The 22,721-nt window shown below is 58.1% G+C and carries 19 protein-coding genes and 1 tRNA gene; 16 read left to right on the top strand and 4 right to left on the bottom strand.

The window, feature by feature from the left end:
- Positions 1-12: 12 nt before the first annotated feature.
- Entirely contained in the window at positions 13-1,458 is a 1,446-nt protein-coding gene (pyk, locus tag C3B54_RS05305) for a pyruvate kinase (RefSeq protein ID WP_104913572.1), read from the top strand.
- A 96-nt stretch (positions 1,459-1,554) separates the two neighbouring features.
- Here pyk and C3B54_RS05300 read toward each other — a convergent pair whose 3' ends face one another.
- The gene (locus C3B54_RS05300; protein WP_104913571.1) at positions 1,555-2,082 is read right to left on the bottom strand and encodes a hypothetical protein; all 528 of its coding nucleotides are present in this window, start codon (positions 2,080-2,082) and stop codon (positions 1,555-1,557) included.
- A 267-nt stretch (positions 2,083-2,349) separates the two neighbouring features.
- Positions 2,350-2,432 (bottom strand) — tRNA-Leu (locus C3B54_RS05295).
- Between the two features lie 45 nt (positions 2,433-2,477).
- Between C3B54_RS05295 and C3B54_RS05290 the strand changes: the two genes are divergently transcribed.
- A complete protein-coding gene (locus tag C3B54_RS05290; protein ID WP_104913570.1) occupies positions 2,478-3,101 on the top strand; it encodes an ANTAR domain-containing response regulator in 624 nt (207 codons plus the stop codon).
- 98 nt (positions 3,102-3,199) lie between these two features.
- Here the strand turns inward: C3B54_RS05290 and C3B54_RS05285 are convergent, their stop codons facing one another.
- A complete protein-coding gene (locus C3B54_RS05285; protein WP_425440300.1) occupies positions 3,200-3,715 on the bottom strand; it encodes a hotdog fold thioesterase in 516 nt (171 codons plus the stop codon).
- Between C3B54_RS05285 and polA the strand changes: the two genes are divergently transcribed.
- The 14 genes from polA (at position 3,681) to C3B54_RS05215 (ending at position 21,885) form a co-directional block, all read left to right on the top strand.
- A complete protein-coding gene (polA, locus tag C3B54_RS05280) occupies positions 3,681-6,320 on the top strand; it encodes a DNA polymerase I (protein WP_104913568.1) in 2,640 nt (879 codons plus the stop codon). The genes C3B54_RS05285 and polA overlap by 35 nt on opposite strands.
- 121 nt (positions 6,321-6,441) lie before the next feature.
- Positions 6,442-7,914, top strand: coding sequence for a 30S ribosomal protein S1 (rpsA, locus tag C3B54_RS05275; protein WP_104913567.1), 1,473 nt, complete (start codon positions 6,442-6,444; stop codon positions 7,912-7,914).
- 33 nt (positions 7,915-7,947) lie between these two features.
- On the top strand, positions 7,948-8,598 hold the full coding sequence (gene coaE, locus C3B54_RS05270; protein WP_104913566.1) for a dephospho-CoA kinase: 651 nt from the start codon (positions 7,948-7,950) through the stop codon (positions 8,596-8,598).
- 10 nt (positions 8,599-8,608) lie between these two features.
- Positions 8,609-10,648 (top strand): excinuclease ABC subunit UvrB, encoded by a 2,040-nt coding sequence (uvrB, locus tag C3B54_RS05265; RefSeq protein ID WP_104913565.1) that lies wholly within the window; start codon positions 8,609-8,611, stop codon positions 10,646-10,648.
- 47 nt (positions 10,649-10,695) lie between these two features.
- Positions 10,696-13,566: an excinuclease ABC subunit UvrA gene (gene uvrA / locus C3B54_RS05260; RefSeq protein ID WP_104913564.1), complete on the top strand. Its 2,871-nt coding sequence runs from the start codon at positions 10,696-10,698 to the stop codon at positions 13,564-13,566.
- Positions 13,563-15,440 carry an excinuclease ABC subunit UvrC gene (uvrC, locus tag C3B54_RS05255; RefSeq protein ID WP_104913563.1) on the top strand — a complete coding sequence of 626 codons (1,878 nt, stop codon included), beginning with the start codon at positions 13,563-13,565 and terminating at the stop codon, positions 15,438-15,440. Before uvrA ends, uvrC begins: the two co-directional genes overlap by 4 nt.
- A gap of 96 nt (positions 15,441-15,536) precedes the next feature.
- Positions 15,537-16,412, top strand: a complete 876-nt coding sequence (rapZ, locus tag C3B54_RS05250; RefSeq protein WP_104913562.1) for an RNase adapter RapZ — start codon at positions 15,537-15,539, stop codon at positions 16,410-16,412.
- Between the two features lie 4 nt (positions 16,413-16,416).
- A complete protein-coding gene (gene whiA / locus C3B54_RS05245; protein WP_245867807.1) occupies positions 16,417-17,406 on the top strand; it encodes a DNA-binding protein WhiA in 990 nt (329 codons plus the stop codon).
- Positions 17,407-17,479: 73 nt separating this feature from the next.
- Entirely contained in the window at positions 17,480-18,106 is a 627-nt protein-coding gene (locus C3B54_RS05240; protein WP_104913561.1) for a superoxide dismutase, read from the top strand.
- Between the two features lie 48 nt (positions 18,107-18,154).
- Positions 18,155-19,165 (top strand): type I glyceraldehyde-3-phosphate dehydrogenase, encoded by a 1,011-nt coding sequence (gene gap, locus C3B54_RS05235; RefSeq protein ID WP_104913560.1) that lies wholly within the window; start codon positions 18,155-18,157, stop codon positions 19,163-19,165.
- Complete coding sequence (locus C3B54_RS05230; protein ID WP_104913559.1) at positions 19,165-20,376, top strand: phosphoglycerate kinase; 1,212 nt, start codon at positions 19,165-19,167, stop codon at positions 20,374-20,376. The genes gap and C3B54_RS05230 overlap by 1 nt, the downstream gene beginning before the upstream one ends.
- Positions 20,370-21,170 carry a triose-phosphate isomerase gene (tpiA, locus tag C3B54_RS05225; RefSeq protein WP_104913558.1) on the top strand — a complete coding sequence of 267 codons (801 nt, stop codon included), beginning with the start codon at positions 20,370-20,372 and terminating at the stop codon, positions 21,168-21,170. Before C3B54_RS05230 ends, tpiA begins: the two co-directional genes overlap by 7 nt.
- A 54-nt stretch (positions 21,171-21,224) precedes the next feature.
- The gene (gene secG, locus C3B54_RS05220) at positions 21,225-21,473 is read left to right on the top strand and encodes a preprotein translocase subunit SecG (protein ID WP_104914284.1); all 249 of its coding nucleotides are present in this window, start codon (positions 21,225-21,227) and stop codon (positions 21,471-21,473) included.
- Positions 21,474-21,528: 55 nt separating this feature from the next.
- A complete protein-coding gene (locus tag C3B54_RS05215; RefSeq protein ID WP_104913557.1) occupies positions 21,529-21,885 on the top strand; it encodes an RNA polymerase-binding protein RbpA in 357 nt (118 codons plus the stop codon).
- Positions 21,886-21,904: 19 nt separating this feature from the next.
- Here C3B54_RS05215 and pgl read toward each other — a convergent pair whose 3' ends face one another.
- On the bottom strand, positions 21,905-22,720 hold the full coding sequence (gene pgl, locus C3B54_RS05210) for a 6-phosphogluconolactonase (RefSeq protein ID WP_104913556.1): 816 nt from the start codon (positions 22,718-22,720) through the stop codon (positions 21,905-21,907).
- Position 22,721: the final 1 nt, after the last annotated feature.

Here is a 22,721-nt window from a genome sequence, read left to right as displayed (position 1 = left end):
TCGGGAGATGTCATGCGCCGTGCCAAAATTGTCGCCACCCTCGGGCCTGCCAGCAACAGCTACGAGCAGCTGCGGGCACTGATTCGGGCGGGTGTCAATGTGGCCAGGCTGAACTTGAGCCACGGCAGCCACGCCGTCCACGAAGAGGTCTACGCGAACCTGATGCGTGCTGCAGCTGACGAGGACCAACCAATTGGTGTGTTGGTCGATTTGCAGGGACCAAAAATCCGCTTGGAAACCTTTGCGGATGGTCCCCACCTGCTTGCAGCCGGTGACACATTCACCATCACGATCGAAGACACTCCGGGAACGAAGGAGTTAGTGGGGACCACCTTCAAGGGGCTCCCGCAGGATGTTGGCCCCGGTGACACCCTTCTGGTTGATGACGGAAAGGTCCGCCTTGAGGTGCTGGAGAAAACCGAGACCACCGTAGTGACCAAGGTCATTGTGGGCGGAATGGTCTCCAACAACAAAGGCATCAACCTGCCCGGAGTGGCCGTGTCGGTTCCTGCCCTGTCAGAAAAAGACGAAGCCGACCTGCGCTGGGGTCTTCGACAGGGCATCGACTACGTCGCGCTCAGCTTTGTCCGTAACGCCAGTGACGTCGTGCGGGTGCACGAAATCATGGCCGAAGAGGGCATCACACTTCCAGTCATTGCGAAGATCGAAAAGCCCCAGGCGGTCGACGCCCTGGAAGAGATTATTGATGCCTTCGACGGCATCATGGTCGCGCGCGGCGACCTCGGTGTCGAATTACCGCCCGAGACAGTACCCATTGTGCAAAAGCGCGCTGTGGAGCTTGCTCGGCGGATGGCGAAACCCGTGATTGTCGCTACCCAGATGCTGGAGAGCATGATTTCCAGCCCGGTCCCCACACGGGCAGAAACCTCCGATGTTGCCAACGCAGTGCTCGATGGCGCCGATGCCGTGATGCTGAGCGGCGAAACCAGTGTGGGCCAATACCCCATCGAAACCGTTGAGGTGATGGCTCGAATCCTGGCCTCCACCGAGGAGCACGGTGTAGAGCGAATTCCCCCGCTCGGAACCACACCCCGTACGCAGGGCGGCGCCATCACGCTCGCCGCCGTAGAGGTAGCCGACTTTGTCGAAGCAAAGTTTCTCTGCATCTTCACGGAGTCGGGAGACTCGGCGCGGAGAATGTCCAGGCTCCGATCGCTCATTCCTATGCTGGCGTTTACCCCGCTGGACTCGATTCGCCGTCGTCTGGCGCTCAACTGGGGTATCCAGAGTTACGCAATCGAACGTGTGACCCACACTGACGAAATGTATCGACAAGTCGATGAAGTCCTCCTGGGTGAGGGTTGGGCGGCTGTCGGAGACAAAGTTGTCGTCATTTCCGGTTCCCCTCCTGGGATTCCCGGCAGTACCAATGACCTGAGGGTGCACGTCGTGGGAGACGCTAGTGGCGGTAAAGCACCTGCTTGGCAAAACCACTAACGTCAGGTCCTCGCTTCGACACAGCCGGGTCGATGGTCGGCGTAGATCCACAACGTGGCCTGGCCTGGGCGGGTGCCCCAACGGGCTGGGGTGGAACTAACTCGCTAACCGTGGAGGATGTGTGGTGGCGCCTTGGCGCCAACTGTGGTGTCGAATAGCCAACTTGAGGGCAGACGAGAAAAGCTCTTCGTGGTGTCGGCTGAGTGTCGGCAGCTTTGTTAACGACTGCGAGAAACCCAAAAAGAGGGCAAACGGTTCGTGGGAGAGCGATAGGGGCAGCATCCACACGCCGGCAAACCCTGAAGCGTGCAGGGGGAAAGAAATATCGGGGTGCAGCACGTTCGAGGCATCGATCGGGAATGTACTCGAGCATGGACGCGCAAGTGCCAGGGCCAACGGCGTGGGGAAGGTCAATTCCAGTTGGGAAAAATCCGCGGGGGAGCCGGGGGCGAGGTGGCGGCCTCTTTCTTGTAAGACCCCGTCATCGTTGCACACCAAGATAGACGCGGCGTCAAGTGTGTGGCCCACAGCACGGCTGGCTATCACAAGGCGACACACGTCGTCGAGACTCCTACCACGGCCCATCTGATCGACCAGCTGCATGATTTGAAGCGTGTCACTCATAGGTGGGCCACCCCCTCCGAAGGCTTTGAGCGTGCACCAACAAGCGTGGAAGGGATGCGGTGCTCCCCGGAGGGGGTGTTCTGCGGGACCAGAAGGGCTGTCGTGTCAACGTAATATGTCTCCTCGTGACGGTCTCCATAAGAGTTGGAGAGTGGTGAGAGCCCTTCTGGCGGACTCCCTGAGGGAAACTGTAGGCAGGGTGAGATGCGCCAATTAGTGCGTAGGGGGGTTACCCGCACATGGCCTATACGGTGACCACAGGTGGGGTGCCGGATGTGGGATTTGAACCCACACGCCCTTTCGGACAAAGCATTTTGAGTGCTCCGCGTCTGCCATTCCGCCAATCCGGCTCCAGCGCTTACGCTGTCCTTAAGACGATACCTTAGGCTTGAATCATGATTGACCAGACGCCGAGCCCATCTTCAGAGCGAACCGTCGTGGTTGCCGAAGATGAGTCTTTGATTCGCATTGACATCATCGAAACTCTGACCGACAACGGGTTTACGGTCGTGGGGGAGGCCGCTGACGGCGAGAAAGCCGTGGAGTTGGCCAGGGAACTCCGGCCTGACCTGGTCGTCATGGACGTCAAAATGCCGTTGCTGGACGGTATTAGTGCCGCCGAAATTCTCGCGAAAGAAAAGATCGCTCCAGTGGTCCTGTTGACCGCTTTTAGTCAGCGGGAATTGGTGGAGCGGGCAAGTGAAGCCGGCGCTTTGGCTTATGTGGTGAAACCTTTTGGCCCCAATGACCTAATACCCGCCATCGAAATTGCCCTCAGTCGTGCTGCCCAGTTCCAAGCCTTGGAAGATGAAGTGTCGGATTTGGCTGATCGTTTGGAGACCAGAAAGGTTCTTGACCGGGCGAAAGGGATCCTGAATGACACTATGGGCCTCACCGAACCGGAAGCATTTCGCTGGATCCAAAAAGCGTCTATGGACCGCCGGCTGACGATGCGGGAGGTGGCCCAGACGGTCGTCGACCAGCTGGCGGCGCGTGCGGAGAACCCAGAAGGTCGTTAACCTCAGGCCCAGTCGTGCTCGTTATCACGCGCGGGTTACGCACCTTAATGAACGACCGCTGTGTGCCCAGGGGCTCTGACCGGGGCCCATCTGTCTCGTTACTCCTGTGGCATGTCCCGGAGGAAGTTCGTCATCCGCACGGTAGAAAGCCTTCTGCCTGAGTCGTCAGTCATCACAATTTCGTGCGTCGCTAGGGTGCGGCCCAAGCTGAGAGCTCGACAGTGGCCGTGGACGAGACCTTCAGTGACCGACTTGGAATGGCTGGCATTGATTTCAATGCCCACAGCGATCCGTCCGGGCCCCGCGTGAATCGCGGCCGATAGAGAACCCAATGATTCTCCAAGGACGACGTGTGCCCCACCGTGAAGTAAACCGATCACCTGACGGTTACCTTCGACCGGCATGGTGGCAATCGATTCCTCCGCGGTAAGTTTTTCAAACACAATGCCCATTTTCTGAGTCAGCTGGCCCCCTTGGGTGGTGACCAACCTTTCGATCAGTTTCGGGTCGAGGTTGGCGGGAAATTCGGTCATGCGGGGGATCTCCAGTGGCAGTGGTGAGGCCGGATAGGCTGGGGTGATGGATTCGAAGCCCCAGCCTACTCTGATGGTCATCGACGGCCATTCCTTGGCTTTTCGAGCTTTTTATGCCCTGCCGCTAGAAAGTTTCGTGACACCGGAGGGCCAACACACCAACGCGATTCACGGTTTTTTGTCCATGCTGCTGAGCCTGTTGAAGAACGAAAAACCGACCCACCTTGCCGTGGCTTTTGACGTGTCACGGTATTCGTTTAGGACCAGGGAGTACCCCGAATACAAGGGAACCCGAGGCGAAACACCCCCTGAGTTCGTGGGCCAGGTTCCGCTCCTGCAGAAAGCTCTGGACGCGATGGGTATTCACACCATCCAAAAAGAAGACTACGAAGCAGATGACATCCTTGCGACGCTGGCAGCCCAGGGCGAAGAATCCGGATTCAAAGTGCTACTCGTCTCGGGCGATCGAGACACACTGCAACTGGTGACCCCAGAAGTCACAGTCCTCTACCCAAGCTCTAGGGGAGTGTCCGAATTGAAGCGCTACACCCCTGACGCGGTGGTTGAGCGCTACGGCATCCCACCGGCGTCATACCCCGACATTGCCGCACTGGTGGGAGAAACAAGCGACAACCTGATCGGTATTGACAAAGTGGGTGAAAAAACGGCGGTCAAATGGATCACCCAGTACGGATCATTGGATGAACTCCTCGCACACGCCGACGACATTCCAGGCGTCGTGGGGGGCAACCTCCGAGAGCAGAAGGACCGGGCGCTCAGAAACCGGAAACTGAACACACTCGTGAAAGACGTTGAGCTTCCGGTCACCCCCAGCGACCTTGAGCGACGAAATATCAACACCGAAGCGGTCAAGGGCATCTTTGGGCAGTTGCGTTTTCGCACTCTCACCGAGCGCGTGCTCGCCCTCGCTGGCGATACTTCAGTTGTTACCGCGGATGTGCCGCCACCTTCAGACACCCCTGCGCCCCAGGCGCTGCTCGATGAAGAACTTGCTCGTTGGTTGGAAAAACACACTGACCCGCTTGCCATTGTGGTGCGAGAAGTGCCCCATGGTCTGCTCTGTGGCCTTTCAGACGGCACAGAGGTGATCGCAGTCCATCACACCCACGGATCGAAAGATGCTCTTCCCCTTCAACACGCGTTGCGCGAGCCACACAGGCAGTGGTGGTGGCTTCACGCAAAGCAGGACCTGCATCACCTTGCTGAGGCGGGCTGGGACGCTCCAGAGACAATCGACGGCGACCTTCGAGTGGCCTCGTGGATGATGATGCCGGGTCGAAAAATCCCCACGCTTGCCCAGCTGGTGGAAGAAAAACTCGGCGAGTCGACTGCTCCGGCTGACCCCAACACACTGCTGGACACTGGTGACGAAGGTGTGGTGGATTCCTGGTGGTTACATCGGGTGTACCCGGTGGTCCGCGATAGCCTCGCCGCCAGCCAGAAAACGGTCTACGAGGATGTTGAGCTGCCGTTGATTCCCATTTTGTGGAAGATGGAACGCCTCGGCATCGCCTCCAATCGCGCCGCGCTGGAAGAACTCAATTCACGACTACTCGGGGAAGCCGCCGAGTATCAACGATTGGCATTTGAAGCGATTGGCCACGAGGTGAATCTGGGCTCACCCAAACAACTTCAGGGTGTGCTTTTTGACGAGCTCAATATGCCAAAGACCAGGCAGACAAAGACGGGTTATTCCACCGACCAGCAGGCGTTGGCAGAGCTTCAAGAAAGTAACCCTCATCCGTTTTTAGATGCCCTGCTCGGCCACCGAGATCAGACCAAGCTCCACCAAATCGTCGAAGGTCTCGCGACAGCGGTCGGCGAAGACGGCCGGCTACACACCACTTTTGATCAGACGGGCACGAGCACCGGGAGGCTGTCCTCCCTGGAGCCGAACCTGCAAAACATTCCCGCCCGCACTGAAATCGGGCACGAGATTCGTGCGACTTTTGTTCACGGTGTGGAGTCTGAAGGTCTATTAACTGCCGACTATTCACAGATCGAAATGCGCATCATGGCCCACTTCTCCGGTGACGAAGCGCTCATCGAAGCTTTTCGGCGAGGTGAAGACCTCCACAACTATGTGGGCGCTCAAGTGTTCCAGGTCGAACCAGACGACGTGACACCCCAAATGCGGACCAAAGTCAAAGCGATGAGCTACGGGTTGGCCTACGGTCTCTCCGCCTACGGCCTGGCCAAACAGCTGCAGATTTCCCCATCGGAAGCAAAGACGCTGATGAGTGACTATTTCCAGCGGTTCGGGAAAGTTCGCGACTACCTGCGAGACGTCGTCGAGACAGCCCGAACAGCCGGTTACACCGAGACACTTTTTGGTCGACAACGACCTTTTCCCGAACTGAACTCCTCGAACCGGATGGCTCGCGAAGCCGCGGAGCGTGCTGCGTTGAACGCGCCCATGCAGGGCACAGCCGCCGACATCATCAAGCGCGCCATGATCACCATTGATCAGAAGCTGCGTGATCAGTCCATGTCCTCAGCCATGGTGCTACAAGTCCACGACGAACTTATTTTTGATGTCGCTCCGGGGGAGCGTGCCGCACTCGAAGCACTGGTCACGTCGGAGATGGAAAATGCTGCAGAGCTCGCCGTTCCCCTCGAGGTGAATCTCGGCTTCGGCCCAAACTGGGACCAGGCCGCGCACTAGCGGTTGCTGGCCATTGCGGCCCGGGCTACACTGAAGGGTCGCCCATTGGGCTTCTTTATCCTGTCCACGTCCGCGGAAACAACCCGCGGCCCGAATAACCCCCCGAGAGAACACCTACCGAATGACACCCTCCGCGACCACCGGCCCGAAGCAAGTAGCAATCAACGACATCGGCTCCGCCGAAGACTTCCTGGCCGAAGTCGAAAAAACACTGAAATTTTTCAATGATGGCGACCTCATCGAAGGCACTGTCGTCAAGATTGACCGCGACGAGGTTCTCCTCGATGTTGGTTACAAGACTGAGGGTGTTATTCCCTCCCGCGAACTCTCCATCAAGCACGATGTGGATCCCAACGAGGTCGTCTCTGTCGGCGACCCCATCGAGGCCCTGGTTCTTCAGAAGGAAGACAAAGAAGGCCGGCTGATTCTCTCCAAGAAACGCGCACAGTACGAACGCGCCTGGGGTGATGTCGAAAAGATTAAAGACGAAGACGGTGTGGTGACTGGTTCGGTCATCGAGGTCGTCAAGGGTGGACTGATTGTCGATATTGGTCTCCGCGGCTTCCTGCCCGCATCGCTCATCGAGCTGCGCCGAGTGCGCGATTTGACCCCCTACCTGGGGCAAGAAATTGAAGCCAAAATCCTTGAACTGGACAAGAACCGCAACAACGTGGTCCTCTCCAGGCGTGCATTGCTCGAGCAGAGCCAGAGTGAAACACGCAGCTCCTTCCTCACCAACTTGGAGAAGGGCCAAATCCGTAAGGGCGTTGTTTCGTCCATCGTGAACTTCGGTGCCTTCGTTGATTTGGGCGGCGTGGACGGTCTCGTTCACGTGTCCGAGCTGAGCTGGAAGCACATTGAGCACGCCAGCGAAGTCGTTGAAGTGGGCCAGGAAGTCACCGTCGAGGTTCTCGAAGTCGACATGGACAGGGAGCGTGTATCGCTGTCGCTGAAGGCCACGCAGGAAGACCCCTGGCAGCTCTTCGCGCGCACCCACGCCATTGGCCAAATCGCACCCGGTGCGGTCACCAAGTTGGTTCCCTTTGGTGCTTTTGTGCGTGTCGCGGACGGCATCGAAGGTCTTGTGCACATTTCAGAGCTCTCCGACAAGCACATCGATTTGGCAGAACAGGTCGTCTCTGCCGGTCAACAGGTCTTCATCAAAATCATCGATATCGACCTCGAGCGTCGTCGCATTTCCCTCTCGCTCAAGCAGGCGAACGAGGGCGTTGACCCAGAAGGCACAGAGTTTGATCCTGCCCTCTACGGAATGCCCACCGAGTATGACGATCAAGGCAACTACACTTACCCCGAGGGCTTCAACCCCGAAACGGGCGAATGGAAAGACGGCTTTGATGAGCAGCGCGCCAACTGGGAGCGCGAATACGGTGCGGCGCAGGCCCGCTGGGAAGCTCACAAGGTGCAGGTCGCCGAAATGGCCGCAATGGTCATCCAGCCAGTCGAGATGCCAGAAGCCGATGGGGATGATGAAGCCCCTGCGGCCGAAGCTGCACCTGAGGTGAACCAAGGTACGCTCGCCGACGATGAATCGCTGGCGGCGCTTCGCGAAAAGCTCAGCGGCTCTGGCGAGTAATCTCGCCCCAGCCAGCAAGGATCACTAGCGCGTATGGCTGTGGTCGCTCTCACCGGAGGAATTGCGGCGGGTAAAACCACCGTGACCGAGGTGTTAGCGGCCACAGGCATCGCGGTAATTGATGCCGACCAGGTCGCCCGTGATGTCGTGGCGCCCGGCGAAAGCGTGTTGGGTGCCATCGCTGAACACTTTGGCCCTTCAGTCCTCACCCCTGGAGGAGCATTGAACCGTGAGGCGTTGGCCCACATTGTGTTCGACGACGAAGCGGCCCGTTCCACACTGAATTCTCTGGTGCACCCAGCCGTATGGGAGCGCTCTACGGCTCTCTTTCGGGCTCACGAGGCGGCTCATCCCGATATTCCCTTGGTCTACGCCGTACCGCTGTTGGCCGAGGGGCAACGGGCGAAAGAATTCGACCTTGTCGTTGTCGTCGACGCACCAGACAGCGTGCGGCGCGATCGCTTAGTCCAGCATCGGCAGATGAGCGAAGAAACGGCCACTGCCCGGATTAAGTCGCAGGCAAGTGACGAAGCGCGCCGAGAAATCGCGGATGTTCTACTCGACGCCGGTGGTGATGTCGAAACGACGAAAGAAGCGGCACGCCAGCTGGCCAGAGGCTTGTGGGAGTACTGGCCCGATCGGCTTGACGACATCGCCCACGTGTTGCCCATCGCCGGGGAGTAACCTCAAGGCTGTGGAAGCAACACGATCTGTCCGGCCCTTCGAGGTGGTCTCTGACTACACACCAAGCGGTGACCAACCTCGTGCCCTCGATCAACTCGCCAGCAAGTTGCAGGCTGGTGAAACTGACGTCACCCTCCTTGGTGCGACCGGAACTGGCAAGACCGCAACGACCGCCTGGTTGGTGGAGCGTTTGCAAAGGCCCACTCTGGTGATGGCCCACAATAAAACCCTGGCGGCCCAGTTTGCCAACGAGTTGCGGGAGATGTTCCCGCACAACGCGGTCGAATATTTTGTGTCGTACTACGACTATTACCAACCAGAGGCCTACGTGCCACAGACCGACACCTTCATTGAGAAGGATTCGTCGGTCAACGCTGAGGTGGAGAGGCTTCGACACTCCACCACCAATTCGCTTCTTTCCCGTCGAGACGTCATTGTCGTCTCGACGGTGTCTGCGATTTATGGCTTAGGTGCCGCCGAGGAATATTTGGAGGCCATGCTGGCGCTGCATGTGGGCCAGCGAATTTCCCGCGACGCCCTGGTGCGCGCCTTTGTCGGCATGCAGTACCAACGAAACGACGTGGCGTTTCTCCGCGGCACCTTCCGGGTGCGCGGTGACACCGTGGAAATCATCCCCGTGTACGAGGAATTCGCCCTACGGATAGAAATGTTTGGCGATGAAATCGAATCTTTAAGTTCGCTGCACCCCCTCACCGGAGAAGTACTCCACGTTGTCGATAGCGTGTCCGTTTTTCCGGCAACCCACTACGCCGCATCACCGGAGACAATGAAGCGCGCCATCGGCACCATCCGTGAAGAGATGGAAGATCGGGTGTCCTGGTTTGAGAAGCAAGGAAAACTGCTGGAAGCTCAGCGGATTCGAATGCGCACCACCTATGACCTCGAAATGATGGAGCAGATCGGTTTCTGTTCCGGAATCGAAAACTATTCGCGCCACATTGATGGGCGCAGCCCCGGGGAGCCCCCCAACTGTTTACTGGATTATTTTCCCGATGATTTCCTCACCGTCATCGACGAATCCCACGTTAGCGTTCCCCAAATCGGGGGAATGTATGAAGGTGATGCGTCCAGAAAGCGCACCCTCGTCGAGCACGGTTTCCGACTACCTAGCGCCATGGACAACAGACCGCTGCGTTTTGATGAGTTTTTGGAGCGCACCGGTCAACGGATGTATCTCTCGGCAACACCGGCCGCCTATGAGCGGGAAGTCTCCGACGGCGTGGTCGAACAAATTATCCGTCCCACCGGTTTGGTCGACCCGAAAGTTGAGGTCCGGCCCGCAACCGGCCAAATCGACGACCTTCTGGAGGAAATCCGGAAACGCAGTAAGAAAAATGAGCGAGTACTGGTCACCACGTTGACCAAGAAGATGGCTGAAGACCTCACCGACTTTTTCGATGACGCAGGGGTGCGTGTGCGCTACCTACACTCAGACGTCGACACGTTGAGACGAGTGGAGCTGCTCACCGAACTGCGTGCCGGTGTGTATGACGTGCTTGTGGGGATCAACCTGTTGCGAGAAGGTCTCGACCTGCCCGAGGTGAGCCTGGTGGCCATTCTTGATGCCGATAAAGAGGGCTTTTTGCGTTCCCACACATCACTGATTCAAACCATTGGGCGCGCCGCACGAAACGTGTCAGGCGAGGTGTACATGTACGCCCAGACGATGACCGATTCGATGAAGTTTGCCATAGGGGAAACCAATCGTCGCCGCGAAATTCAAGTGGCCTACAACACCGAACACGGTATTGATCCCACCCCGTTGAGGAAGAAAATCGGTGACATTACCGCAGCACTCGTCCGTGAAAGCGCGGACACCGACGAATTGGTGGGTCAGGCGGAATCGGAAACACCAGTGATGCGGGCAGTGGCAGGAACCGAAGAACTTCCGGCGTTGATTCGACAACTCACTGATCAGATGATGCAAGCCTCGTCAGAGCTCAAGTTTGAATTGGCGGCCCGGCTGCGCGATGAAGTCGCTGAATTGAAGCGCGAACTTCGAGAAATGACCGAACATGCCAGTAGGTAAAGCCCCCTACTAACCGAAGGCACAGAGAGAACTACTTAAACTAAAGCGTGCCTATCGAGAAGCCCCGAACCGACCAAGTCATTTCCGTACAGGGCGCAAGGGTCCACAACCTGCGTGATGTGCATGTCGACATTCCCCGAAATGCTTTGGTGGTCTTCACCGGCCTGTCGGGCTCAGGAAAGTCTTCCCTGGCATTCGACACCATTTTTGCTGAAGGTCAACGCCGCTATGTCGAATCACTCTCTGCCTATGCCAGGCAGTTTCTGGGGCAGGTAGACCGCCCCGACGTCGACGTCATCGAGGGACTAAGCCCCGCGGTATCGATCGACCAGAAGTCCACCAACCGTAACCCCCGCTCGACGGTCGGGACGATCACCGAAATTCACGACTATCTGCGTCTCCTGTTTGCTCGAACCGGGCAACCACACTGTGTGGAGTGTGGTGAAGCTATTGTCCGCCAGACGGTGCAACAGATGGCCGACCAACTCATGACACTCGAGGCAGGGGAGCGGTTTCTCGTCTTGAGCCCCGTCGTCAGTCAACGCAAGGGCGAGTTTGTGGACCTTTTCAGCAGCCTGCAGGCCAGCGGCTATTCCCGGGCGATTGTCGATGGCGAGCAGATTCAACTGGCAAGCCCGCCGAAACTAGCCAAGACAAGAAAGCACGACATTTCGGTGATCGTCGACCGTTTGGTCACCGGAGAAGATATTGCTGGACGGTTAGTTGATTCGCTTGAAACTGCCCTTGGTCTCTCCGAAGGCAACATACGGATCCAGTTTGTGGACCGTGAAGGACCGGAAGCGACCAGGCTTCTGAGCGAAAAACTCAGCTGCCCAAACGGTCACCCCGTTGCTCTAAGCGAAGTGGAACCCCGCACTTTTTCCTTCAACTCACCCTTTGGGGCGTGCCCAGCCTGTTCAGGTTTGGGTTTCACCATGGCGGTCGACCACGAAATGGTGATTGGCGACCCCAGCCTGTCTATTGCCCAGGGTGCCATTTTGCCGTGGACACAGGCCGGTAAAGGCTTGTACGGGTATTTCACAAACCTTTTGGGCAGCCTTGCTCAGGACCTCGACTTTTCTCTCGACACCCCCTGGGAGGATTTGCCGGAAAGCGTCCGCGAAGCGGTATTGAGGGGAAACGACTTCGAAGTCGTGGTCAAGTGGCGCAATCGCTACGGCCGGGACGTGAAATATTCAACCGGTTTCGAAGGGGTTTTGCCCTACATCGAGCGCAAATACCGAGAAACAGATTCCGATTGGGCAAAACAGCGCTACGCCGAATACCTCCGCGAAGTCGCGTGCACGTCGTGTGGTGGGGCCAGACTGAAACCCGAAGTGCTCGCCATTACTGTTCAGGGCCGATCGATTGCCGAAGTGTCCGAAATGAGCCTGGATGACTGTTTCGGCTTCATCGTGTCCCTGGAGGATGTTGAACAAGACCACTCCATTTCGGCGCCCATCATTCGAGAAATTAGGGCCCGCCTGAACTTCCTGCTGGAAGTGGGCTTGTCCTACCTCACCTTGGCCAGAAACGCGGGAAGCCTCTCAGGTGGTGAAGCACAGCGCATCAGGCTGGCCACCCAAATCGGCTCCGGGTTGACCGGTGTGCTCTATGTGTTGGATGAACCCAGCATCGGTCTTCACCAGAGAGACAACAACCGTCTGATTGACACGTTGATCACCCTTCGCGATCTCGGCAATACCCTCATCGTGGTGGAACACGATGAGGACACCATTCGTACCGCGGACTGGTTAGTGGATATCGGCCCCGAGGCGGGAGAACACGGCGGCTACATTGTCCACTCCGGTCCGGTGTCAAAACTCGCCTCCGAGAAGAAATCCCTGACGGCTAAATATGTCTCCGGGGCGTGGCAAGTGGTGGAGCCTCGCGACATTCGGTCCATCGATCCGGAAAGAGTCCTTAAGGTCGTGGGTGCCCGGGAAAACAATCTGCGCACCATTGACGTGACACTGCCGCTCGGTGTGTTGTGTGCCATCACGGGTGTGAGTGGTTCGGGAAAGTCGTCTCTGGTCAACGACATTGTGTATCGCTCTCTGGCTAATAGGCTCAACAAGGCCCGCCACGTACCCGGCAAGCACACACGCATCGAAGGTGTGGAACACCTCGACAAAATCGTCCACGTCGACCAAGCCCCCATTGGCCGCACGCCTCGGTCAAACCCGGCCACCTACACCGGCGTTTTTGACAAAATTCGTGCCCTCTTTGCCGAAACCCAAGAGGCCAAAATGCGGGGTTACCTCCCAGGCCGCTTCAGTTTCAACGTCAAGGGTGGACGGTGCGAGCACTGTGCGGGCGATGGCACCATCACCATCGAAATGAACTTCCTCCCCGATGTGTACGTTCCTTGCGAGGTGTGCCACGGAGCGCGGTATAACCGGGAGACATTGCAGGTGCACTACAAGGGCAAAACCATTGCCGATGTGCTGAATATGCCCATCGAAGAGGCGACGACCTTTTTCGAACCCATCAGCTCGATCCACCGATTCCTGGCAACACTTGTCGATGTTGGACTGGGCTACGTGCGACTAGGACAAGCGGCTACCACCCTGTCCGGTGGGGAAGCCCAACGCGTCAAACTGGCCACCGAATTACAGCGTCGCTCCACGGGGCGCACCATCTACGTGCTGGATGAGCCCACCACAGGCCTGCACTTTCACGACGTCAAAAAGCTCCTCGTGGTACTCCAGGGGCTTGTCGACAAAGGCAACAGCGTGATTGTGATCGAACACAACCTTGACGTCATCCGATCCGCCGACTGGATTATCGACCTCGGACCAGAAGGGGGTGCCGGAGGTGGGCAAGTCGTCGCTGAGGGAACCCCCACGGAAGTCGCCGCCGTTGAAGCCTCGCACACCGGCAAATTTTTGCGAGAGGCGATGGCTAGAACACCGTGAGTTTGATCGCCCCCTGGCGTCCACGCACCGCGGACATCCCCACACAGCCGGGGGTGTATCGGTTCCTGGACGAAAAAGGGACCGTCGTCTATGTGGGCAAAGCCAAAAATCTTCGAAATCGGGTCACCAGTTACTTTGTGAGCCCTGAGCGTCTGATTGACCGGACGAGAAGAATGGTTCAGACCGCTCGTTCGATTGATTGGACGGTAGTCCAAACCGAGCGTGCCGCTTTGCAACTCGAATACGCCTGGATTAAGCAGTACCAGCCAGAGTTCAACATCCGTTTTCGGGACGACAAGTCCTACCCCTACCTGGTGGTGACGGTCTCAGATGATATTCCCCGCGTGTTCCTCTCACGTCGAAAAGACATCAAGGGCGCTAAGTATTTTGGGCCCTTCGCCAACTCCTGGGCCCTAAAAGACACCCTCTCCACGCTACTGAGAGCATTTCCGGTGCGTTCGTGTACCCAAAGTGTGTACCGAAGAGCCAAGCGCCAAGCACGCCCCTGCCTTCTCGGTGACATCGGCAAATGCGCTGCCCCGTGTGTGGATCGGGTAAGCCCGGAGGAGCATAAAGCTCTCGCTCTGGGGCTTGCGGCGTTCATGGACGGCAAAGACGATCGCGTCCTCGACACCCTGCGCTACGACATGATTCAAGCCGCTGAGCGTCTCGATTTTGAAAAAGCCGCCAAACTCCGTGACCGTATTGACGCCATCGAAACCATCATGGTGAAAAACACCATGGTGCTCGATGAGGCAGTTGATGCGGATATTTTTGGTATCGCCACCGATGACCTCCACGCCGCCGCCTACGTCTTTCGGGTTCGAGGAGGGCGTATCCGCCAAGCCCGAGGCTGGGTTCTTGATGGGGAGGAGCCCTTGAGCGAGGCGGAGTTGATCGAAACGCTCCTGCGCGACGGGTTTGACGATTCGTTTCCACCAGCACGGGTGGTTGCCCTTCCCCGGCTACCGGAGAGTCACGGTGTGTGGCAGGAGCGCCTCGGCCAGGTGCGCCAGGAACAGGGTGAGCGCGGGGGAGTCGAAATCCGGGTCGCTAAACGTGGTGACCTTGCTTCGCTGGCGGAGACGGTTCGCATCAATGCCCGACAAACACTGCAGTCCTTCCTCTCCAAACGCTCAACAGATGTTGTGGCACGCTCCGCTGCGCTGGCAGAACTGGGTGAGGCGCTGGGCCTGCCGGAAGCGCCACTGCGCATCGAATGTTTCGACGTTTCCCACTTGGGTGGAGAGAACCCTGTTGCCGCAATGGTCGTGTTTGAAGACGGCATTCCCCGGAAGGATCACTACCGGAAGTTCGCTCTCGATGCGCCCCAAGATGACACGGCAGGAATCTACGAAGTAGTGAGTCGGCGCCTTCGGCGACTCCAAGAGGGATCCGTTGAGGCTGCGGGTGAACAAGACGGGCCGCGCCAAAAAAGCGGCTTCGCCTATCCGCCAGGGCTACTGGTGATTGATGGCGGTCAGCCCCAGGTCAACGCGGCGAAACGGGCCCTGGATGACTCCGGCATGGACATTGCCGTGTGTGGTCTCGCAAAACGCTTAGAGGAAGTGTGGTTGCCGGGCCGAGACTTTCCCGTCATTTTGCCCCGCAGCAGCGAAGCGCTCTTCCTGCTTCAACGAGTGCGTGACGAAGCACACCGCGCAGCTATCAGCTACCAGCGCTCCACCAGAAAACGTTCGTTGAAAAGCGAATTGGTCGATATTCCCGGCGTGGGGGAGGCGATGGCTAATGCTCTCCTAAAAACCTTTGGTTCGGTTGCCCAAGTGCGAACGGCCGATGTCGAGACCCTCCAAAAGGTGCCCGGCGTGGGAAAAAAACTTGCCCAGACGATTTTTACCTCACTCCACGGTTAAGGCGGGTGTATGCCCCCACACAGCGCAAAGTGGGACCACCCCGGGGCACTACGATGAAGGCCTAACCATTGCGGAATGTAAGGGATTTTGGGGTACATGACTCAGGCGGACTCGAGCGGTGAGGTCTTAATCCTCACGGGCATGTCCGGAGCGGGTCGCTCAACGGCTGCCAACGCATTAGAGGACCAGGGCTGGTATGTCGTCGACAACCTTCCACCCCAAATGTTGAAACCGTTTATCGAGTTGGCCAGTTTGCCTGAGCACGGTCTCAACCGAGTGGCTTGTGTTGTCGATGTCCGGGGTGGCCAATTTTTTGAGTACGCCCGCGAAGCGATCCTGGACTTGGGAAACCGTGTCGGGGTCACGGTCGTGTTTCTGGATTCCAGCGATGACGTCCTGGTTCGCCGTTTCGAACAGGTAAGAAGGCCACACCCCCTCCAAGCGGATGGCACCATTCTCAACGGCATCCATAAAGAGCGGGACCTGATGCGCCCGATCCGTGAGCGGGCCGATGTCGTCATAGACAGCACCGATTTGAACGTCCACCAACTGACCAACACTGTTGGTGAGCGGTTTTCCGGGGAAGGTTCACCGGGCATCGCGCTCACGGTATTAAGTTTCGGCTACAAATACGGACTGCCCAGTGATGCCGACATGGTGTGGGATATGCGGTTCTTGCGCAACCCCTACTGGTCGCCAGAACTCAAGGACCGCACCGGTTTGGACAAAGAGGTTCAAGAATTTGTCCTAGACGGAGACCTGGCTGACACGTTTATCGATTCACAATTGCAGGCCCTGCGCGCAGTCCTCACGGGCTACGGCGAAGAAAACAAACGATTTGCCACGTTAGCGATCGGCTGCACCGGCGGACGACACCGATCAGTGTCCACCGCAGAAACGGTCGGCAAGCTTTTGGAAGAGTGGCCCGATGTGCGGGTGTCGGTCAAACACCGCGATGTAGGACGGGAGTAACCCTGTGAGTGTTGACGAATTGACGGTTGCCGTGAAGGACGACATCGTCCGAATTGTGGCACCCACACAGTCGGCTCGGCTGGCCGAACTGGCCACTATTCTTCGCTTCGCGGGCGGCCTGCACGTTATTTCGGGAAGCATCGCCGTCGAGGTGGAACTGACCCACAAAGAAACGGCGAAGAAGGTTCGCAGGGAGCTTCTTGAGTTGTTGGGGTTTAGTACCGACGCGGCGGTGTTGCAGCCCTCGGCCCAACGTCAACACCCCGTCTACGTCGTCCGGGTTCGCCAAGGCGGCGACATCCTTGCCCGCCAAATGGGCCTTCTCGACCAGCGGCTTCGCCCAGTGCGAGGTTTACCGAATAAGTTGACCACCAGCGCCATTGGTGACGTACCCGCCATCTGGCGTGGGGCGTTCTTAGCACGGGGGCAACTGAGCGAACCAGGACGCTCGTCGGCGATTGAACTCATCGCACCGACCGGTGAATCAGCGATCGCCATGGTCGGCCTTGCTCAACGCATCAACGTTCAAGCCAAAGCCCGCGAAGTGCGCATGGCGCAACGGGTTATCGTGCGCGAGCCTGACTCGATGTCCCAGCTACTTCGGGAGATGGGCGCTACCGACGCGATGGGGATGTGGGAAGAGCTCCGCGCGAAAAGGGAAGTGCGTGCGAACGCGAACCGGCTGGTGAATTTTGATGACGCTAACCTGCGTCGCTCAGCACAGGCAGCGGTTGCGGCCTGTGCTCGGGTGGAGCGTGCCCTAGAACTACTGGGGGATTCAGTACCCGACCACCTGCTGTACGCGGGGCGACTTCGTCTGGATCACCGCGAGGCAAGTCTGGATGAACTGGGCCATTTTGCCGACCCGCCGTTAACTAAAGATGCGGTTGCTGGACGGATTCGACGCTTACTGGCAATGGCAGACAAGCGCGCTGAAGAGCTCGGTGTTCCTGGAACCTTGGCGAGTGTGCCTAGCGACTACGTCGGATACTGACCATTTGGTGAATTCGGTGTCGCCTGGTCGCGACCCTGCTTAGACTAAAGAGACACAAACCAGAGAGGACATCATGGCTGCTTACACCCTGCCTGAACTTTCCTACGACTATTCCGCCCTCGAGCCTCACATCTCGGCGCGAATCATGGAACTTCACCACAGCAAACACCACAAGGCCTACGTGGACGGGGCAAATAATGCTCTCGCCCAGATGGCCGAAGCCCGCGAATCCGCTAACTTCGGTGCGATTAACAAGCTGGAGAAGGACTTGGCTTTCCACCTTGGTGGACACGTCAACCACTCGATTTTCTGGACCAATATGCAAGGTCACGGCCCCGCGACACCTGAAGGGGAAATCCAAGCGGCCATCAACGAGTTCTTTGGTTCCTACGAAAAATTCACCGCGCACTTCAGTGCCGTAGCAATGGGTATTCAAGGTTCGGGTTGGGCCGTATTGTCCTGGGATCCCATCGGCGAGCAGCTCATCGTCCAGCAGCTCTTCGACCAGCAAGCCAACACAGCCCAAGGCACTACTCCACTGCTCCAGTTGGACATGTGGGAGCACGCGTTCTACCTGGACTACCAAAACGTTAAAGGTGACTACGTCGCCGCGTTCTGGAACATCGTCAACTGGGAAAATGTGGCAGCCCGCCTCGCGGCTGCCCGTGGAGCCAGCGGACAGGCCCTGCTACTGTCCTAAACCTGAGTAGTTATCACACCCCGTTCAGTTCTAACCTTTGGAGAGTTAATGTCAGTCACCGTCGCAATTAACGGCTTTGGTCGGATTGGTCGAAGTTTCTTCCGGGCCGCATTGGCGTCCGGCCAAGACATCAACATCGTTGCCGTTAACGATTTGACCGACCCGAGTGTTCTCGCACACCTCCTGAAATATGACTCAGTCTCCGGACGACTGGACCAGGAAGTCGCGGTAGAGGGAAACCACCTGGTCGTCGGGGGAAAGAAAATCGCCGTCCACGCCGAGCGTGACCCGGGGGCGCTGCCTTGGGCCGCTCACGGTGTCGACATTGTCATCGAATCGACGGGTTTCTTCACCTCCGCCGACAAAGCGAAAGCCCACCTCGACGCGGGTGCGAAGAAGGTCATTATTTCCGCACCAGCCAGCGGAGAAGACATCACGGTCGTGATGGGTGTGAACCACGAGAATTATGACCCCGCTGCACACGACATCATCTCCAACGCGTCCTGCACGACCAACTGCCTCGCTCCAATGGCCAAGGTGCTCCACGACGCGGTGGGTATTGAGCGTGGACTGATGACCACAGTCCACGCCTACACCGCCGATCAGAACCTGCAGGATGGTCCTCACAGTGATTTGCGCCGTGCCCGGGCTGCCGGTGTGAATGTGGTGCCCACTTCAACGGGTGCTGCGAAAGCGATTGGCCTGGTCATGCCAGAGCTGAAGGGAAAACTCGACGGATTTGCCTTGCGCGTCCCCGTTCCCACAGGCTCCATTACTGACCTCACGGTGGATGTCGCAAAAACCATCAGTGTGGACGAGATTCAAGAGCTTTATCGTTCGCACTCCGACACGGGCGCCATGGCGGGAGTCATGCGGTACACCGACGATCCGATTGTGTCCTCAGACATCGTGGGCGACCCGTTCTCCTCGATTGTTGACGGAGGCCTGATTCGCGTAATCGACAACCAGGTGAAGGTCAGCTCTTGGTACGACAACGAGTGGGGATATTCCAACCGCCTGGTTGACCTCGCCAGTTACGTCGGCGCCCGCCTGTCCTAGTGGGTCTTCGCGGGATTGACACCCTTGGCTCCCTCGAGGGCCTTGTGGTGGGGGTGCGACTTGACTTAAACACTCCCCTGAAAGATGGGGAAATTACCGATGACGGTCGGGTTCACGCGGCCCTTCCGACACTAAGGGAATTGGCCGCGCGCGGAGCCAAGATGGTGGTCATGAGCCATTTGGGTCGCCCGGATGGAAAGCCAGACGAAAAATACTCGTTGGCTGCCGTCGCGAAACGGCTGCAGGAGCTGTGGTCGGGCTCTGTGAAGGCAGTGAGCCAGGTCTCCGGCGCGGAGGTCCAGTCCGCTCTGTCGGAGGTGGCAGCTGGGGACATTGTGTTGGTTGAAAACCTGAGGTTTGACGCTCGTGAAACGTCTAAGGACACCGAGGAACGTCGAGCCTTCGCCGAAGAGCTGGCAGCACCACTCGACTGTGTCGTCAGCGACGGTTTTGGAGTCGTCCACCGCCCTCAGGCGAGCGTCGTGGAACTGGTGGAGGCGAAGCCCTCATCGGCTGGTCTGCTGATCGAAGCCGAAGTGAAGGTCCTAGAAGCCCTTAGATCCAATCCCGAGCGGCCCTACACCGTCGTGCTCGGCGGCTCGAAAGTCTCCGACAAACTTGGCGTAATTGACGCGTTATTACCCGTCGTCGACAAGCTGGTGATCGGTGGAGGGATGGTCTTCACCCTTCTCCAAGCACAAGGTCACGCCACCGGCTCGAGTCTTCTTGAAGCCGACCAAATCGAGACCGTAAAGGGCTATCTGAGTCGAGCCAGCGAACTGGGTGTTGACATCGTCTTACCCACAGACATTGTGATGGCCGAATCGTTTGCTGCGGATGCGCCCTCAACCGTCCTACCCATCGACCAGTTGGAGTCTGGGCCGGCAGGAAAGAATGCCATCGGCCTCGATATTGGTCCCGACAGCGCGCAGCACTTTGCCGAAATTATTGCGTCTTCGCGCACCGTGTTTTGGAATGGTCCGATGGGCGTCTTTGAATTTGACGCGTTTGCCCACGGAACCCGTGCGGTTGCTGCGGCACTGACTGAAGTGGCCGGGTTGAGTGTGGTGGGCGGCGGCGATTCCGCCGCCGCAGTCCGACGTCTCGGTTTTGATGATGACCAGTTTGGTCACATCTCGACCGGCGGTGGGGCAAGTTTGGAGTTTCTCGAGGGGAAGACACTTCCCGGATTGAAGGTACTGGGATGGTAGGCACCACAGCGGCCAGGCGTGCACTGATTGCCGGAAACTGGAAGATGAACTTGGACCACCTGCAGTCGATTGCTCTGGTGCAAAAGTTGGCCTGGACGCTTAAAGACCGCAACTTCCAGTCGGACACGGTAGAGGTGGCGGTGTTTCCGCCATTCACTGACCTTCGCTCTGTTCAAACCCTGATTGCCGCTGACAAGCTCGATTTTTCTCTGGGCGGCCAAGACCTCTCGGCGCACGATTCCGGTGCACACACGGGGGACATCTCCGGGTCTTTCCTGAAAGCTTTGGCCTGCGACTACGTCCTCGTCGGCCACTCAGAGCGCCGCGCCAACCACAGCGAAACCGATCAGGTGTGTCTGGCGAAAGTCCAGGCTGCCCTGCGTCACTCTCTCACCCCTGTGTTGTGTGTGGGAGAAACCGCGGAGGATTTGGAAACGGTCGGCCAGAGTGCGGTACCCGTTGCACAGCTCACTGCAGTGTTAGAGGGAATCTCTGCTGAGGACGAGATTGTGGTGGCATACGAACCGGTATGGGCTATTGGTAGTGGCACACCGGCAACTGCGGAGCAAGCCCAAGAGGTCTGCGGAGTGTTGCGTGACACTATTCGCACCCTCCACGGCGACGAGCAGGCGGATCGCACACGAATCCTCTACGGTGGCTCCGTGAAATCCAGCAACATTGCCGGCTTTATGAGGGGCGCTGACGTGGACGGCGCCCTGGTGGGAGGGGCAAGTCTCGACTCGGAAGAATTTGCCGCCATCGCGCAATTCGAAAAGCACGTCACAATCGACTAGCCCTTGGGCGAAACCCCGTAGACTAAGTGACTGGTCGAAAGAGGAAGGGTGACCGTGGAAATCATTTTCGTGGTGTTCCAGGTAATACTGGCGCTCACCAGTCTGTTGCTGACCCTGATGATTTTGTTGCATAAAGGCCGCGGTGGTGGCCTCTCCGACATGTTCGGTGGGGGAGTGACATCAAACCTCGGCTCCTCTGGGGTTGCCGAGCGCAACCTGAACAGAATCACAGTAATTGTCGCGCTGGTGTGGGTGTCGTCCATTGTGGCGATCGGCCTGTTCACCCGTTTCGACGTCATTTAACGACGTTATTTAACAGTGTCAGGCCCGCAAGGGCACTAGGTGGGAGGAATTAGCCATGGCTTCAGGCGGTAGCGCGATTCGTGGGACCCGAGTGGGCTCTGGCCCGATGGGCGAACAGGATCGGGGAATTCTTGCCGATCGAATTGCGGTTTCCTACTGGGATGCGATGGGTAATGAAACCGTTCGGTACTTTTCCGCCCAGGTTGACCCCGAAGAAATTCCAGAGATTATTGATTCCCCACACTCAGGCCTTCCGGCTGGGCGCGACAAGGAAAACCCTCCCGAGGTTGCGATCAACGAGCCCTACAAGACCCACCTCGCTTACGTGAAAGAGCGTCGCACGGAGAAGGAAGCGGTCTCAATCCTCGACGAAGCGCTCGACAAGCTCCGACAGAAAAAGGGTCGAGCCTAAGGCTCAAGCGGGCACCCCGTCAGCGAAGAGCTTTCGGGACGTAGTCGGCGCGTTCATCTTCTGCGCTCCAGAACGTATCGCTGCGCACTAATTCTTCCGGGAGTAGACCGGCAAGTTCGGCGTCGGTAAAAATTTTGGTTGATCGCACCCCGCGCAGACCCGATGCAGGAACCTCGGCGACGGATGCTTCCGCCAAGGCAAGGCCCAACGCGGCAGCCTTATTGGCTCCTGAGACCACAATCCACACCCGGTCAGCTCGATTCAGCAGAGGAATGGTCATCGTTAACCGAAGAGGCGGGGGTTTGGGAGAATCCCAGACCGCCTGAACGTCTGGCGCTGTCGCAATTGCCTGCGACGAGCCAGGGAACACACTGAGCACGTGCCCATCGGGGCCCATCCCGGCAAAGGCGAGGTCAAAGTGTGGCCACTGGCCCTCTTGGCCGTGTTCCAACATGGCAGCTCTCGCCTGTGTGGCGGCGGCCTCCAGGTCGAGGCCACCATCGGAGCTCGGAAACCGCACGAGCTGCTCGTCACTCAGTCCCACACCACCGAGGAGAGCCCTTTGCGCTGCTAGGTCGTTTCGGTCCCCGTGTGAAGCCTCAACAAAGCGCTCATCACCCCAAAACACCGTCACCCCGGACCAGTTCAGCTGGTGCACCTTTGGGTGTTTCGAAATAGCCTGCAACACTTCTGTGCCCAAGCCCCCGCCAGTGAGAACCACTCGAAAGGATCCGGTTCGATCGAGAGTCTTTCTCGCACGCACCACGAATTTGTCGGCGACCAGAGCTGCGAGGTCGGTGGTGCTGGGGGCGATTACTACCCGCTTATCAGTCATG

It is taken from the genome of Pontimonas salivibrio, assembly GCF_002950575.1.
Lineage (GTDB): Bacteria > Actinomycetota > Actinomycetes > Actinomycetales > Microbacteriaceae > Pontimonas > Pontimonas salivibrio.
This window is presented reverse-complemented; position numbering and strand designations above follow the sequence as displayed.

Coding starts and splice junctions, on each gene's coding strand:
- pyk (WP_104913572.1), top strand. CDS start 13: ATGCGCCGTGCCAAAATTGTCGCCACCCTCGGGCCTGCCAGCAACAGC.
- C3B54_RS05300 (WP_104913571.1), bottom strand. CDS start 2,082: ATGAGTGACACGCTTCAAATCATGCAGCTGGTCGATCAGATGGGCCGT.
- C3B54_RS05290 (WP_104913570.1), top strand. CDS start 2,478: ATGATTGACCAGACGCCGAGCCCATCTTCAGAGCGAACCGTCGTGGTT.
- polA (WP_104913568.1), top strand. CDS start 3,681: ATGGATTCGAAGCCCCAGCCTACTCTGATGGTCATCGACGGCCATTCC.
- C3B54_RS05285 (WP_425440300.1), bottom strand. CDS start 3,715: ATGACCATCAGAGTAGGCTGGGGCTTCGAATCCATCACCCCAGCCTAT.
- rpsA (WP_104913567.1), top strand. CDS start 6,442: ATGACACCCTCCGCGACCACCGGCCCGAAGCAAGTAGCAATCAACGAC.
- coaE (WP_104913566.1), top strand. CDS start 7,948: ATGGCTGTGGTCGCTCTCACCGGAGGAATTGCGGCGGGTAAAACCACC.
- rapZ (WP_104913562.1), top strand. CDS start 15,537: ATGACTCAGGCGGACTCGAGCGGTGAGGTCTTAATCCTCACGGGCATG.
- C3B54_RS05240 (WP_104913561.1), top strand. CDS start 17,480: ATGGCTGCTTACACCCTGCCTGAACTTTCCTACGACTATTCCGCCCTC.
- gap (WP_104913560.1), top strand. CDS start 18,155: ATGTCAGTCACCGTCGCAATTAACGGCTTTGGTCGGATTGGTCGAAGT.
- tpiA (WP_104913558.1), top strand. CDS start 20,370: ATGGTAGGCACCACAGCGGCCAGGCGTGCACTGATTGCCGGAAACTGG.
- C3B54_RS05215 (WP_104913557.1), top strand. CDS start 21,529: ATGGCTTCAGGCGGTAGCGCGATTCGTGGGACCCGAGTGGGCTCTGGC.
- pgl (WP_104913556.1), bottom strand. CDS start 22,720: ATGACTGATAAGCGGGTAGTAATCGCCCCCAGCACCACCGACCTCGCA.